The sequence below is a fragment of the Hydrogenophaga sp. genome (assembly GCF_050182545.1).
GTDB lineage: Bacteria > Pseudomonadota > Gammaproteobacteria > Burkholderiales > Burkholderiaceae_C > Hydrogenophaga.
In genome coordinates, this window is record NZ_JBFXCD010000033.1 from 1 (window position 1) to 14,350 (window position 14,350).

Here is a 14,350-nt window from a genome sequence, read left to right on the forward strand (position 1 = left end):
GGAGTGGACGCACCTCTGGTGTACCGGTTGTCACGCCAGTGGCATTGCCGGGTAGCTAAGTGCGGAAGAGATAACCGCTGAAAGCATCTAAGCGGGAAACTCGTTCCAAGATGAGATCTGCCGGGGGCTTGACCCCCCTGAAGAGTCGTTCAAGACCAGGACGTTGATAGGCTGGGTGTGGAAGCGCAGCAATGCGTTAAGCTAACCAGTACTAATTGCTCGTGAGGCTTGACCCTATAACTTTGATGAAAAGCATCAAAGTCAAATGTCATCCGACTGAAAGTCATTTATGCCCCGTGGAATCATTCAATGATCCACATCGTTGGCAGCAATCAAAAACAGCTGATTCAAAGCTCTATGAATTCGATCTGCTTGTGCGCCTGCACAAGCAGATCAACAAGTTATGCCTGACGACCATAGCGAGGTGGTCCCACTCCTTCCCATCCCGAACAGGACAGTGAAACGCCTTTGCGCCGATGATAGTGCGGGTTCCCGTGTGAAAGTAGGTCATCGTCAGGCTCTTACCCAGCCCCCAAACCCCCTCGTGCCTCCTGGTGCCTGGGGGTTTGGGCTTTCTGGGATGGGCTTCTGCCAAAAAGGCCATCCTCCCATGAATGGGGCAGGCTTCCTCGTTGTTGACAGCGGTCAGCGGTCAGCGATCAGCGATTGTGTCCCCGATTCTTGACAATGCTTGGTTGCGTTCCAGTTCGGACAGCAGATCTTCGAGCCATGCCAAACTCTTGGTTGGGTCGGCGAGTGCTTCGGTGGGTATGGCGCGCACAAAATAGTCGGTCCGTAACGTCCAGTCATGCAGGGAGTCAATGGATACCGATTGCAACTCCAGCAGCTTGAACTTGAGCAAGACCTTGAGTGCGTGCCTGCTGTGCTTCCCCGGGTTTTGAACGAATTGTTCTAGCCGGCTTCGCGACTTGGAAAGTGCCGCAGAGACATCCTGAAAGAGGGGGCCATGGCCCGGGATGACGATGGCAGGGTCGAGTTTCTCGATCAGGGTCAGAGTGTCCGCCACTTCATCAAAAGCCGAGATGCCTTCGAGTTCGGGAAACACGACGCCGAAACCGTTCTGCCACAAGGCGTCTGCCGACAGGAGGATGCGGTGCCGGGGCTGAAACAAGACAATGGAGTGTGGATCGTGACCCTTGGCGGCATGAACTTCCCATTCCAGGGGGCCAAGGCGCACTGAGGTGCCGGGGTGCAGCAAATCTTCATGAGTGAACTGCGGGCAAAACTGCCCTGTTGGCTCAAAGCTGAGTGCAACGGGATCCCACTCGGCGACAGAGGCGGCCTGCCCTGGTGGGATCAATGTCCTCAAGTGCGGATAGCTGGTCTGCAATGCGGCGTTGCCACCGCAGTGGTCACTGTGCAGGTGGGTGTTGAGCAAAAGGTCGAGGGGGCGTCCACCAAGCGCGTCCGCCACAAGTGCGACAGTCTGGTCAGCGTGAGACGAGTAGCCCGAGTCCACCAAGGCGGAGGGGCCGTTCCCTTGCACCAATACGTTGTTCGCTGAGAGCCAACCTCTTTCGATGCAGGTGACGCCCGCTTGAGCCAGAGCACGCGAGACTTCGTCACTCGGTGCCGATGACGGTGTGGTGGTCATGTGGCGCGTAGCAGATCCTGAATCGACGGAAATCAATGGGCTGCGGGTGCTCGCAGTGCTCGACGCAGGATCTTCCCGACATTGCTCTTGGGCAGTTCGTCACGGAACTCAATAAGTCTGGGCCGCTTGTAGCCGGTCAGATTGTGTTCGCAGTAGCGGCTCACGTCCTCTTCGCGCAAGGCAGGGTCTGACCGGACCACAAAGACCTTGACGGCCTCCCCTTGCTTGTCGTCGGCGACGCCGATGGCGGCGCACTCCAGGACGCCCGGGCACAGCGAGATGACGTTTTCCAGCTCACTGGGAAACACGTTGAAGCCGGATACCAGAATCATGTCCTTCTTGCGGTCGACGATGCGTGTGAAGCCCTGGGCATCCATCACACCCACGTCACCCGTGCGCATGAACCCATCGGCCGTGAAGGCCTGGGAAGTTTCTTCGGGCTGGTTGTAGTAGCCCGTCATGACGTTGGGCCCCTTGATGCAGATTTCACCCGTTTCACCCAGGGGCAGACTGCGACCTTCCTCGTCTTTGATGGCAATGTCGATGCCGGGCAGGGGCAAGCCGATGGTGCCGCTGAATTGTTCGGCCGTGACCGGGTTGTTGGTCCCGATGGCGCAGGTCTCGCTCATGCCCCAGCCTTCCACCATGGTGCAGCCAGTGACCGCCTTCCATTGGCGGGCCGTGCCCTCCGAGGCCGCCATACCGCCTGCCTGGGATAGTGCGAGGGATGAGAAATCCAGTTGCCTGAACTGCGGGTTCTGCAGCAGGGCGTTGAACAAGGTGTTGACCGCAGGCAACAAATGGAACGGCCGTCGCTTGAGCGTGGCCACGAACTGCGGGATGTCCCGGGGATTGGGTATCAGCGTCATGTGCGCGCCCCAGCGAATGGTGAGCAGGCTGAGCGTGAGCGCAAAGATGTGGTACAGCGGGAGCGCAGCGACGCCGTTGACGCCGCGCAGATCGCCGACGCGACGCAGTGCTGGCTGGAACCAGGCTTCGGCTTGCAGGATGGCCGCGATGACGTTGCGGTGGGTCAACACGGCGCCCTTGGACAGGCCTGTGGTGCCACCGGTGTACTGGAGAAAGGCGACCGAATCCAGGGCATGCGCGCCGGGCTTGAGATGCATGCCGGCGCCTTGGGTCAGCGCATGGCGGAAATCCACGATGGTGCGGGTGCCGAGCGGTCCATCGATGGGCAACTTGTAGGCGGGAACCATCCGGGCCAAATGGCGAACGGCGAAGGTGATCCAGCGGCCACGCCAGAACCCGAGCTGATCGCCCATGCTGGCCACCACCACATGCTCGACCGAGGTCTGGTCGATCACTTCTTCCAGTGTGCGGGCGAAATTCTCAAGGATGACGATGGCCTGGGCGCCTGAGTCCTTGAGCTGGTGCTCCAGCTCGCGAGCGGTGTACAGCGGGTTGACGTTGACCACTGTGTAGCCCGCGCGCACGATGGCGGCCATGGCAATCAGGAACTGCGGCACGTTGGGCAGCATCACGGCGACTCGCGCGCCCGGCACCAGGCCACGCCCTTGCAGCCAGGCGCCGAGTGCGGCGCTCAGCTCATCGAGCTCGCCATAGGTCATCCAGCTTTCCATGCAGACGCATACAGGCTGGCCTGCGTGCTGCTTGAAGGCTTCTTCGAGAAGGGCGGACAGCGAGTGGTAGCGCTCGGGCGCCACGTCGTGAGGAACACCTTCGGGATAATGGGCAAGCCAGGGGCGGGTCATGGGTGGGGAGGATGCGTGGATGGAAGATTCGACCATTCTGGCAAGACAGTGTGGCCATCGGTACCGGGCCAGCCCTAGGAGGCTGTCACGCAAAGCTCACGCGAAGGGCAGACGAGCCATCCCTCAGTCTGGCGTGGGGTCGCGTGCCAGTTCGGCGACCAGGGCGGCGCAGCAGTCTGCCTCCTGGTCATCGAACAGCGTTTGGATCCAGCGCGACTCGCGCTTGCTGATGCTCTCCAGGAAGTGCCGCGCATCGCCGAGCGAGGCAAAGGCGTCGAAACCGCTCTCCAGGAAGTGCTGCAAGGCGTCCAGTCCGGCCGCGCGGGCCGGGTTGCGCATCATGCGCAGGGCCATGCGCAGGGCTCGCATGCGCGTGAGGCGTTGCAGTTCCTGCCCCATGTGCTGCACGACGGCAAGCTGGCGCGCCCGCGCTTCTCGCTGGCCGGTTTGGCGCCAGGCCCGCGTGTAACGCAGGGCCGGTGGCTGCACCGCTTCCATTGCAAGCCAGTGCGTGGCGAGCTCGTGGTCCAGCACCTCGGTGAGTGCATGTGTTTCGGCCAGATCGACGGCCAGCTGGGCCACGGCCTGCGGAAACAGCCGCTCCAGCGCACCGGCAATGCGCGCGAACTGTGCGTCGCGCTGGGCAAAATCGTGCACACCGTACAGTTCTTCCAGAAAGAAACGCGTCGCCGGCGCATGGATGGGGTGTTGCAGAAAGTCGGCATAGGTGGCGCGGAAACGCGCCGCCTGCAACCGTTTGACCTCGTCCACCGCGCGAGCCAGCCCCGCGCTGCGGGCCTGTTCACGCAACCGGTTCACGCGGTCAAGGTGCGCGCGGATGAGATCGGCGGAGCTGGAGATCGGGCTCATGGGTTGCGCTGACTGGGCTGAGCGAACAGTCTACTGTTGTGCGTGCGCTCCGTGCGATAGTCGGCGCATGATCTCCGAAACCCGGGCCTGCATCGGGCGCTCAACCGAACTCCGCTCTTCGCGCCTGGCGCGGCTGCAGCAAGCACTGGTGCTGGGCGCGCTGGTCTTCACGCTCGCGTGGCTGGGATTCTGGTGGTCCCGGTCACCGGTCATTGCCGTGGTGGGTGTGGTGCTGTCGCTCGGTGGCTACGCGCTCGTGCTCGGGCTCGAAGGAGTGGCCGCGGCCTGGGTGAACCGCCAGGACCCCTCGCCACCTGCCGGCTGGCGCGGACTGGCTGGCGCCTGGTGGCAGGAAGTTCGGGTAGCGCCCGTGGTATTCGCCTGGCGCCAGCCGTTCCGATGGGCCAGCCTGCCGGACGACACCGAGCCCACCGAAGCGGACACGCCCGCCGTGGTGTTCGTCCACGGTTTCGTGTGCAACCGGGGCTTCTGGCTACCGTGGATGCGCCAGTTGCGCGCGCGGGGCATCCCCTATGTGTCGGTCAACCTGGAGCCGGTGTTCGGCGACATTGACGACTACATACCGCTGATCGAAGACGCGGTGCGCCGCGCGCACGAACTCACGGGACGCCCGCCGCTGCTGGTGTGTCACAGCATGGGCGGGCTCGCGGCGCGCGCCTGGAAGGCTGCGTCCCCCGGTGCGGCGGTGCATGCGGTGGTGACCATCGGTAGTCCCCACCGGGGCACCTGGCTCGGGCATTTCAGTCGCGTGGCCAATGGCCGGCAGATGCGGCTGGACGGTGGCTGGCTGCGGGCGCTGGAGGAGCGCGAGGCCCGGCATGCGCCCACGGGTGCCTACACAAACTTCGTCTGCTGGTACTCCAACGCCGACAACATCGTGTTCCCGGCGTCCACCGCCACATTGCCCGGCGCCGACAACCGGCTCGTGCCCGGCGCGGCCCACGTGGCCATGGCCTTTCAGCCGAGGGTGATGGACGAGTCGCTCGCGATGCTGGCATCGGCGGGCAGATCGCCGAGCGAGCGCACCGCCTCGTAGAGTGGCGCGAAGTCGGGCGCGGTCAGTTCGAACAGCTGCTCGAAGCTGTCGATCACGAAATAGGTGGCCTGGTAGTCGTCGATCTTGTAGCGCGTGCGCATGCAGCGCAGCAGGTCGAGGGCGATGCGCTTTGTGCGTGGGCTGGTGACGCTGTGCCGCAGTTCCCCCGACGAGCTCAGGATGCCTGCCCCGTAGGCGCGCAGCCCGTCGGGTTGGCGGATCAGGCCGAACTCGATCGTGTACCAGTACAGGCGGGAGAGCAGCTCGCCCGCGCCCAGGTCGTGCGCCTTGAGACCGCCCGCACCGTAGCGCTGCACGTAGTCGGCGAACACCGGGTTGAACAGCAGCGGCACATGGCCGAACAGGTCGTGGAACACGTCGGGCTCGACGATGTAGTCGAATTCAGCGGGTGTACGGATCCAGTCCGTGACCGGAAAGCGCCGGTGTGCCAAAAGGTCAAAGAACGGGCGTTCGGGGATCAGGCCGGGCACCGCCACGAGTTCCCAGCCCGTTGCAGGCCGCAGGCGCTCGTTGATTTCGTCGAAGCGCGGTATGCGGTCGCTCACGCCCAGCGAGGGCAGTGCGTCGATGAAGGCCTGGGCGGCCAGCCCCGGCAGCAGCGCGCTCTGGCGTTCGTGGAGCCGGCGGTAGGTGTCGTGGTCCGCGTCCGTATAGGCGGCCCAGTTCTGTGGGCACGTGTAGTCGTCACGGGCGCGTGAATAGTCGCCGCGCGGTGGGCGCTCGCTGGCGCCATAGACAACAGGTTCAACGGCCATGTTGGGCTCCCTCAGGCCTTGAGCACGCCGCGGCGGACCTGATCCAGCTCCATCGTCTCGAACAGCGCCTTGAAGTTGCCTTCGCCGAAACCCTGGTTGCCCTTGCGCTGGATGAACTCGAAGAAGATCGGTCCGAGCTGGTTCTCGCTGAAGATCTGCAGCAGCAGTTCGCCAGGCGTGCCGTCGACCAGGATGTTGCGCTGCTTCAGCGCCTCCAGGTCTTCGCCATGGTTCGGGATGCGCCGGGGCAGCAACTCGTAGTAGGTCTCGCTGGTGTTGAGCAACTTCACACCGCTGAGCTCCAGCGCATCCACCGTGTCATAGAGGTTGGTTGAGCCCATGGCGATGTGCTGAATGCCCTCGCCGTGGTAGCGATCCAGGTACTCCTGGATCTGGCCCGACTTCTCGTTGCCTTCCTCGTTGATCGGGATGCGGATCTTGCCGCACGGGCTGGTCATGGCCTTGCTCTTCACGCCCGTGGCCTGGCCTTCGATGTCGAAATAGCGCACCTCGCGGAAATTGAACAGCCGCTCGTAGAAGCCGGCCCACTCCTCCATGCGTCCGCGGTGCACGTTGTGGGTGAGGTGGTCGATGTAGGTCAGGCCATGGCCCGCGGGGTTGAGCTCGGCGCCCGGCAGGGGCTCGAAGTCCACGTCGAAGAAGCCGATGTTGCCGATGTCACCGTCTTTCGCGCCGTTCTTGCCACGCCAGCGGTCGATGAAATAGATGATGGAGTCGCCAATGCCCTTGATCGCCGGGATGTTCAGCTCTCCGGGGCCGGCCGATTGCGCATAGCCCCAGGCACCGAGCGCGATGGCGCGTTCGTACGCGGCCTTGGCGTCCTGCACGCGGAAGGCGATGGCACAGACGCTGGGCCCGTGCAGGCGTGCAAAGCGCTGCGCGAAGCTGTCGGGCTCGGCGTTGATGATGAAGTTGATCTCGCCCTGACGGTACAGAGTCACGGCCTTGTGGCGATGTTTCGCGATGGCCTTGAAACCCATGCGCTCGAACAGTGCGCCCATGGCCACGGGATCGGGCGCGGCGTACTCAATGAACTCGAAACCATCGGTGCCCATGGGGTTCTCCCAGGCGGTGGTGGCAGTCTGGGCCGCAGTGGGCAGGGGTGTGTTCATGGCTGTCTCCGTTGGCGTGAAGTGGGATGCGCCACTGTATCGGCGCAGGGTGGCACGATTCCGGCGTTTTGGGGCGCCCCACTTGTCCTGATTGCAGGAAATCTGCAAAATTCGGCTGATGCAAGCATTGGACAAGCTGGATCGACACATTTTGCGCAGCCTGCAGGCCGACGGGCGCGCCACCTACGACCAGATCGCAGAGGCAGTCGGCCTGTCTGCCAGCGCGGTATTGCGCCGCGTGCGTCGTCTGGAAGACGCCCACGTGATCGAGCGCTACGTGGCGCTGGTGCGCCCGGAGGCGGTGGGCCTGGGGCTGACGGCCTATGTCAACGTGCGGCTGGAAAAACATGCCGAGAGCGCCAAGCGCAACCCGATGGACCAGTTCCGCGCCAGCGTGCTGGCCTGGCCCGAAGTGGTGGAATGTGTGGCGCTCACCGGCGAAATGGACTTCCAGCTGCGGCTGCTGGTGTCGGACATGGCGGCCTATTCGCGCTTCATGATGGACACCTTGCTCAAGCACCCCAGCGTGCAGGACTGCAAGACCAGTTTTGTGATGGACAGGGTCAAAAGCACTACCGCGCTGCCACTGTGAGGCTCCACGTGGGCCCGTCCGTCGGGCTGAGCCCTGTTTAGGGATGCCAGTCCTTGTCGATATAGGGATAACCCGTACATTCCTTGCCATGGTCGATCCCACCCGCTGGTTCAAGTCGCTGCCCCTGCAGGCGCAGGCCGTGGCGCGCGCGGCCTCGTCCGCGCCACCGGCCAAGCCGAATCCGTCCAGCTCCGTGGTGGTCCCCATCCGTTCGATCGGCCCGGGCCAGATTGACCGCATCGAGAACCACTTGCTGGAACTCGATGCACACGACCGCTACCTGCGCTTCGGCTACGCGGCCAATGACGAGCAGATCCGGCGCTACGTGGCACAGCTGAATTTCGAGCGCGACGAGCTCTTCGGCATCTTCAACCGGCGGCTCGAACTCATCGCCATGGCCCACCTGGCCTTTTCAATCGACCCACAGTACACCAGCTGCGCCGAGTTCGGCGTGTCGGTCTCGAAGGCGGCCCGGGGGCGCGGTTACGGCAGCCGGCTGTTCGAGCGCGCCGTCATGCACGCGCGCAACGAAGGCGTGCAGATGCTGTTCATCCACGCGCTGTCCGAGAACACCGCCATGCTGCGCATCGCGCGCAATGCCGGCGCGGTCATCGAGCGCGATGGTTCCGAGTCCGAGGCGCACCTGCGCCTGCCCCCGGCGGATTTCGATTCGCGCGTGACCGAGATGGTCAACGAGAGGGTGGCCATCACCGACTACCACCTCAAAGCCCAGGCCCGGCAGTTCTGGGGCATTCTGGCGATGCTGCAGGACATCCGCCAGGGCGTGCGCGAAGCGCGCGAACGCGCACGCGGCTGAGCGCAACCCGAGGCACCAGGGCGGCCGCGGCTTTGCGTCCGGAGGCGGGCTTGCGGTATCCTTTCGCACCGTTACAACCTCCCTCCCTCCTCAGTGGCCGAATCCCCTCCCAGCGGTGGACCGCAGCGCAGCCTGCGTCAAGCTGACAAACGTGGTTTCCTGCAAAAGCTCGCGGAGTTCATCCATCCCGGCCCGGATTCCAAGGACGAGCTGATCGAGACCCTCGCAGAAGCCGAGGACAACGACATCATCAACGCCGAGTCGCGCGTGATGCTCGAAGGCGTGATTCGCATCGCCGACATGAGCGCCGGCGACGTCATGGTGGCCGCGCCGCGCATGGACGTGCTCGACATCGACGCGCCGTACGACGAACTGCTGCACCTGGTCATCGACACCGCGCACTCGCGCTTTCCCGTGTTCGAGGGCGAGCGCGAGAACATCATCGGCATCCTGCTGGCCAAGGACCTGCTCAAGCTGCAGCGCGCGCCCGAACTCAACATCCGCGCGCTGCTGCGCCCGGCCACCTTCGTGCCCGAGAGCAAGGGCCTCAACGACCTGTTGCGCGAGTTCCGTGGCAACCGCAACCACCTTGCCATTGTGATCGACGAGTTCGGCCGCGTGGCCGGGCTGATCACCATCGAGGACGTGCTCGAAGAGATCGTGGGCGAGATCGAGGACGAATTCGACGTGGTCGAGGACGACGGCGACATCTTCGCCCTGGCCGACAGCACCTGGCGCGTGAGTGGCGATACGCCCATAGAGCGCATCAACGAGTCCTTCGGCCTGACGCTGTCCGAGGACGACTTCGACACCATTGGCGGCATGATCGCCCACGCCATGGGCCACGTGCCCCGGCGCGGCGAGGTGCACGAACTCGAAGGCTTGCGGTTCACCGTGCTGCATTCCAAGGGCGGCGCGGTGAAGTGGTTCAAGGTCATGCCCGTGCCGGGCGAGGCCTGAGGCAGAGCCCGCCCATGCGCAGCCTGTTCGGGTCACTGCACACGCCGTCGAGCTTCAACCCCATGAGCCGCCGCCCCCCCGGGCGCGCGGCGCGCGGCAGCGGCTTTGTCTGGTGGCTGGTGTGCCTGTTGGGTGGCGCGCTGCAGGCTGCATCCATCGCCTGGCCCCTGCCCGAATGGACCTTGCCGGGCACCGCGCCGGGCCAGCCCAGTGGTGGCTGGCAGATTGCCTCGCTGGCCCTGCTGGTGCTGGCCCTGCAATACGCCACGCGCGTGGGCCAGGCGGTCTGGCGGGGTTGGGTGTTTGCCACCGTCTGGCTGGCCGGCACCTTCTGGTGGCTGTTCATTTCGCTGCACACCTATGGCGGCCTGCCGGCCTGGCTGGCCGTGCTGGCGGTGTTCGCGCTGGCCGGTTTCCTCGCCATCTATTACGCGGTGGCCGTGGGCTTCCTGTGCGCCTGGGCGCCGGTCTCGCGCACCGCGCAGGCCCTGATGTTTGCCTCGGTCTGGACGCTGGCCGAACTGGCGCGCGGCCACTGGTTCACCGGCTTCCCTTGGGGGGCCGGCGGCTACGCGCAGGTGGATCTGATGGCGCCCTGGGCGCCGCTGGTCGGGGTGTATGGCATGGGCTTCCTGGCGGCGGTGCTGGCCTATACGCTGGCCTCGCTCGTGTCCGGGGCATGGCGGCGCTTCAGCGCCTGGATGCTGTCGCCGGTCAGTCGCCCAGCGAGCCGCACGGCGGCGGGATCGCGCATGGCCGCGCCCATGCCGCGCGTGCAGGCCCGTCTGGTGCCCGGCCTGTCCGACGGCTGGCCCGGCGCCCTGCGCGCGCTGGCGCTGCTGCTGGTGGTGGGTGCGCTGCTGACCAGCCTGCTGGGTGGTGGCGCGGCGTGGCGCGGGCTGGGCCAGCGCAGCACGGCCACCGCCGGGGAACTGCGCGTCTGGCTGCTGCAGGGCAACATCCCGCAGGATCAGAAGTTTGAACCCGGCACCGGCGTGGCCCAGGCGCTGGCCTGGTACCCGCAACAGATCGCTGCCGCCGTGCAGGCCGCGCGTGGCAGCGCCACCGGGCCGCAACTGGTGGTGGCGCCCGAGACCGCCGTGCCCTTGCTGCCCGGGCAGCTTGGCGCCGATTTCTGGCAGCCCCTGCTGGGCGATCTGGCCCAGCAACCAGCCGGCACCGGCGTAAGCACCCTGCTGGGCCTGCCGCTGGGCAGTCTGGAGCAGGGCTACACCAATTCCGTCTGGGGGATCACCTCTGGAGCCGCCGCCCGCCTGCAGGGCCAGACCCGTCTGGACACGCCGGACAACGGCCTGTTCCGCTACGACAAGCACCACCTCGTGCCTTTCGGCGAGTTCATCCCGCCGCTGTTCCGCTGGTTCACCGACCTCATGAAGATCCCGCTCGGCGACTTCAAGCGCGGCGCCCTGGCGCAGCCGGCCTGGGCCGTGGCGGGGCAGCGCATCGCGCCCAACATCTGCTACGAGGACCTGTTCGGCGAAGAGCTCGCGGCCTCCTTCCGCGACCCCACCGCCGCACCCACGGTGCTGGTCAACCTGAGCAACATCGCCTGGTTCGGCGACAGCATCGCGATCGACCAGCACCTGCACATCTCGCGCCTGCGCGCGATCGAGCTCGGGCGGCCCATGCTGCGGGCCACCAACACGGGCGCCACCGCCGTCATCGACCACCAGGGCCGGGTCACGCACGAACTGCCGCGCCTCACGCGCGGCCGACTCGAGGCGGTGGTGCAGGGCCGCAGCGGCCTCACGCCCTATGCCCGGTGGACGGCGCGCTGGGGCCTCATGCCCCTCTGGGTGGGCAGCCTGGTGCTTGTGCTGCTCATCGCCTCGACGCGCAACTTCGGGCGGCGCGGCGGGCGCACCCGGCGGCGCTGACGTCGACTGCCATTCGCGCGCCGCAGTGGCGGTGGCGAACGGCTGAGAAGTCCGTCATGAATCCCTCATGAATGCCTCATGGCAGGGCACCCGGGCACGGCTACAAAGGTTGTCGCCCACAGCCTTTCGGGAACCCACCGATGCCATCCACCCTTCCTTTCGACCACCCGTCCCTGGTGCTGGGGCACGTGGTCAACACCGAACTGCTTGCATTGCTCGAAAAGTTGGGTGCCCTGCAGGCAAAGAGCGATGCGGCGTTCGACAAGATGAACTCGTTCATCGCCCTGCGGCGCGGCCTGAGCATGACGATCAACGAGATGGTCGGGCTGGGCGTCGACATCGCGGAGCTCAAGGCGCGCATGGGCGATCTGGATCAGCGGGTGAGCGACGCGGCGCGTGACTACATGGTCACGCGGGTGGCCAATGACAGCGCGGCGCAGAAGATCCGTGAAGACATGGGTGTGATCGACAGCGCGTCGGGACTGGAGAGTCCGCTGGATCTGACGGGCGTGCAGGTTGCACGCCTGCCCCTGGGCGCCGACTCGATCCGCATGGACGTGCAGTACTTCTCCTACGGCAGCAACGACGACACCACGGCGAGCGCCCTGTCGGGCATCGAGAACGCCATTCGCGAATCGGTCTCGTCCATGGGCCCGAACGCGCGGGAGATCGCCCGCACCGCCGGCGCCCAGATCGAACAGCAGCGCAAGCACCACAACGTCAGTGGCACGCTGGTGATCACCGCCAGCTGCACCCACCGCGAGACGGCCGTGCTCGATCCCCTGAACATCGACGTGGACCGGGCCATCGAGATCTGGAACCGCATGCATGGCACGGGCGCCGACGCGCTCGGCGCCACCGGCCTCAAGGCGATGCAGACCGCGGCGAAGGCCCCCTCGGGATCGGGCGACAAGAGCATGACGCTTCTGGTGGGCGCCCATTACGGCTCCAGCTTCGTCGGCATGGTGCACATGGTGAACCAGGAGATGGCCGGGACCGGTCTGCTGGCTGGACAGGAGGAAGCCCTGCAGGAGCAAATGCGCCTGGGCGGCTGGCTGCAGGCCGCTGCCGGTGGCTTCGGCGTGGACGAGTCGGTGGTCGACAACGTGCGCAAGTTGCTGAGCACACAGAGCGTGTCCACCCACGCCAACGTCATCGCCCTCGGCGTGGTGCCCACGTTCAGCTCCGCCCAGTTGCAGATGGGCGTGGCCAAGGTGCTGGACGACCAGTCGCGGCGCATGGGCTCGCAGGCCGAGGTGGCGCATGGCCTGGGCGGCGACGGATTGCGCACGGTGCAGTCGGGTGCCGATGCGGCGCTCAAGGGCAGCCACCTGATGGCCATGCAGGGCGGCATGATGCAGAACCTGATCCAGGGCCTGGGCAAGATCGACCAGGGGGCCAACCGGGTCATGGACCTCAACAGCCTGATGAACGCGTTCACCAACTACCTCGAACAGGTGCGCCAGCCGACGGCAGCGGGCGTGCCGGTGAGTTTCCTGTTCCGCAAGATCACCCGGGCGCAGCTGGCGCGCCTGTGGCTGGACAAGTACTACCCGTCGACGCCGTCGCCGACGATCAATACCGGCAACTGAAACCGCCGCGCGCCGCGGGCGCGCCGTGCAGGGGTGGCGCGCCCGTAAAATCAAAGGCTTGCACGGGGGATGGGTCCATCCCCCGTGCCCCTTTGTCGCCACCTCCCGGCCGCGCCGGCCAGCCCCATGTTGACCTTCCAGCACATCATCCTGACCTTGCAGTCCTACTGGGACAAGCAGGGCTGCGCCCTGCTCCAGCCCTACGACATGGAAGTCGGCGCCGGCACCAGCCACACCGCCACCTTCCTGCGCGCGCTCGGCCCCGAGCCCTGGAAGGCCGCCTACGTGCAGCCCAGCCGCCGCCCCAAGGACGGCCGCTACGGAGAGAACCCCAACCGCCTGCAGCACTACTACCAGTACCAGGTGGTGCTCAAGCCCGCGCCCAGCAACATCCTGGAGCTTTACCTCGGCTCGCTCGAAGCGCTGGGCTTCGACCTGAAGAAGAACGACATCCGCTTCGTGGAAGACGACTGGGAGAACCCCACGCTGGGCGCCTGGGGCCTGGGCTGGGAAGTGTGGCTCAACGGCATGGAGGTGACCCAGTTCACCTACTTCCAGCAGGTCGGCGGCATCGACTGCAAGCCCATCACCGGCGAAATCACTTACGGCCTGGAGCGTCTGGCCATGTACCTGCAGGGCGTGGACAACGTCTACAACCTGAAGTGGACCGACACGCTGAGCTATGGCGACGTGTACCTGCAGAACGAGAAGGAGCAGTCGGCCTACAACTTCGAGCACAGCGACGCCGACTTCCTCTTCACCGCCTTCAACGCGCACGAGAAGCAGGCGAAGCACCTGATGGAGCAGCAGCTCGCGTTGCCCGCTTACGAGCAAGTGCTCAAGGCCGCCCACACGTTCAACCTGCTGGACGCGCGCGGCGCCATCAGCGTGACCGAGCGCGCCGCCTACATCGGCCGCATCCGCAACCTTGCCCGCGGCGTCGCGCAGAGCTACTACGACAGCCGCGAGCGCCTGGGCTTCCCCATGGCGCCGCGCGAGTGGGTGGAACAGATGGCGAAGAAGGCCGCGTGAGAAGAAGCGAAAAAGAAAAATGACCGCACAGAACCTGCTCGTTGAACTGTTTGTTGAAGAACTGCCGCCCAAGGCGCTGAAGAAGCTGGGCGATGCCTTCGCCACGGTGCTGGCCGACCAGCTCAGGGCCCAGGGCCTTGCGCCGGCCGATGCGGTGGTGACCGTCATGTTGTCCGCCACCTGTTTGCGCGGGACCGGATTGCGCAGCGCCGTCACCACCACCGCCTCATACTGAAAAAATTCCGCCGAACGGTAGCTCCGCGGCTGCTCCGCCA

Annotated in this window: 13 protein-coding genes and 2 rRNA genes; 10 read left to right on the forward strand and 5 right to left on the reverse strand. The window is 65.4% G+C overall.

What is annotated here, in order from left to right; genetic code table 11:
- Positions 1 to 236: ribosomal RNA gene (locus AB7P10_RS19785) — 23S ribosomal RNA — on the forward strand; the annotation flags it as partial.
- A 170-nt stretch (positions 237 to 406) separates the two neighbouring features.
- Positions 407 to 519: ribosomal RNA gene (gene rrf, locus AB7P10_RS19790) — 5S ribosomal RNA — on the forward strand.
- 133 nt (positions 520 to 652) lie between these two features.
- Here rrf and AB7P10_RS19795 read toward each other — a convergent pair.
- The 3 genes from AB7P10_RS19795 to AB7P10_RS19805 form a co-directional block, all read right to left on the reverse strand.
- Positions 653 to 1,615, reverse strand: a complete 963-nt coding sequence (locus AB7P10_RS19795; protein ID WP_428295557.1) for an MBL fold metallo-hydrolase — start codon at positions 1,613 to 1,615, stop codon at positions 653 to 655.
- 32 nt (positions 1,616 to 1,647) lie between these two features.
- The gene (locus tag AB7P10_RS19800) at positions 1,648 to 3,348 is read right to left on the reverse strand and encodes an AMP-binding protein (protein WP_428295558.1); all 1,701 of its coding nucleotides are present in this window, start codon (positions 3,346 to 3,348) and stop codon (positions 1,648 to 1,650) included.
- 123 nt (positions 3,349 to 3,471) lie between these two features.
- Positions 3,472 to 4,218, reverse strand: coding sequence for an FFLEELY motif protein (locus AB7P10_RS19805; RefSeq protein WP_428295559.1), 747 nt, complete (start codon positions 4,216 to 4,218; stop codon positions 3,472 to 3,474).
- 67 nt (positions 4,219 to 4,285) lie between these two features.
- Between AB7P10_RS19805 and AB7P10_RS19810 the strand changes: the two genes are divergently transcribed.
- Positions 4,286 to 5,275: an esterase/lipase family protein gene (locus AB7P10_RS19810; protein WP_428295560.1), complete on the forward strand. Its 990-nt coding sequence runs from the start codon at positions 4,286 to 4,288 to the stop codon at positions 5,273 to 5,275.
- Here the strand turns inward: AB7P10_RS19810 and phhA are convergent.
- Positions 5,197 to 6,051, reverse strand: a complete 855-nt coding sequence (gene phhA, locus AB7P10_RS19815) for a phenylalanine 4-monooxygenase (protein WP_428295561.1) — start codon at positions 6,049 to 6,051, stop codon at positions 5,197 to 5,199. The two genes, AB7P10_RS19810 and phhA, sit on opposite strands and share 79 nt — an antisense overlap.
- Positions 6,052 to 6,062: 11 nt before the next feature.
- Positions 6,063 to 7,184, reverse strand: a complete 1,122-nt coding sequence (hppD, locus tag AB7P10_RS19820) for a 4-hydroxyphenylpyruvate dioxygenase (protein WP_428295562.1) — start codon at positions 7,182 to 7,184, stop codon at positions 6,063 to 6,065.
- Between the two features lie 118 nt (positions 7,185 to 7,302).
- Between hppD and AB7P10_RS19825 the strand changes: the two genes are divergently transcribed.
- The 7 genes from AB7P10_RS19825 (at position 7,303) to AB7P10_RS19855 (ending at position 14,310) form a co-directional block, all read left to right on the forward strand.
- Positions 7,303 to 7,776 (forward strand): Lrp/AsnC family transcriptional regulator, encoded by a 474-nt coding sequence (locus AB7P10_RS19825; RefSeq protein ID WP_428295563.1) that lies wholly within the window; start codon positions 7,303 to 7,305, stop codon positions 7,774 to 7,776.
- A gap of 88 nt (positions 7,777 to 7,864) precedes the next feature.
- Positions 7,865 to 8,593, forward strand: coding sequence for a GNAT family N-acetyltransferase (locus tag AB7P10_RS19830; protein WP_428295564.1), 729 nt, complete (start codon positions 7,865 to 7,867; stop codon positions 8,591 to 8,593).
- Positions 8,594 to 8,686: 93 nt separating this feature from the next.
- The gene (locus AB7P10_RS19835) at positions 8,687 to 9,553 is read left to right on the forward strand and encodes an HlyC/CorC family transporter (protein WP_428295565.1); all 867 of its coding nucleotides are present in this window, start codon (positions 8,687 to 8,689) and stop codon (positions 9,551 to 9,553) included.
- Positions 9,554 to 9,615: 62 nt separating this feature from the next.
- A complete protein-coding gene (gene lnt, locus AB7P10_RS19840) occupies positions 9,616 to 11,451 on the forward strand; it encodes an apolipoprotein N-acyltransferase (RefSeq protein WP_428295566.1) in 1,836 nt (611 codons plus the stop codon).
- Between the two features lie 140 nt (positions 11,452 to 11,591).
- Positions 11,592 to 13,043: a hypothetical protein gene (locus AB7P10_RS19845; RefSeq protein WP_428295567.1), complete on the forward strand. Its 1,452-nt coding sequence runs from the start codon at positions 11,592 to 11,594 to the stop codon at positions 13,041 to 13,043.
- A 126-nt stretch (positions 13,044 to 13,169) separates the two neighbouring features.
- Positions 13,170 to 14,075, forward strand: coding sequence for a glycine--tRNA ligase subunit alpha (gene glyQ, locus AB7P10_RS19850; protein WP_428295568.1), 906 nt, complete (start codon positions 13,170 to 13,172; stop codon positions 14,073 to 14,075).
- A 19-nt stretch (positions 14,076 to 14,094) separates the two neighbouring features.
- Entirely contained in the window at positions 14,095 to 14,310 is a 216-nt protein-coding gene (locus AB7P10_RS19855) for a hypothetical protein (RefSeq protein WP_428295569.1), read from the forward strand.
- Positions 14,311 to 14,350: the final 40 nt, after the last annotated feature.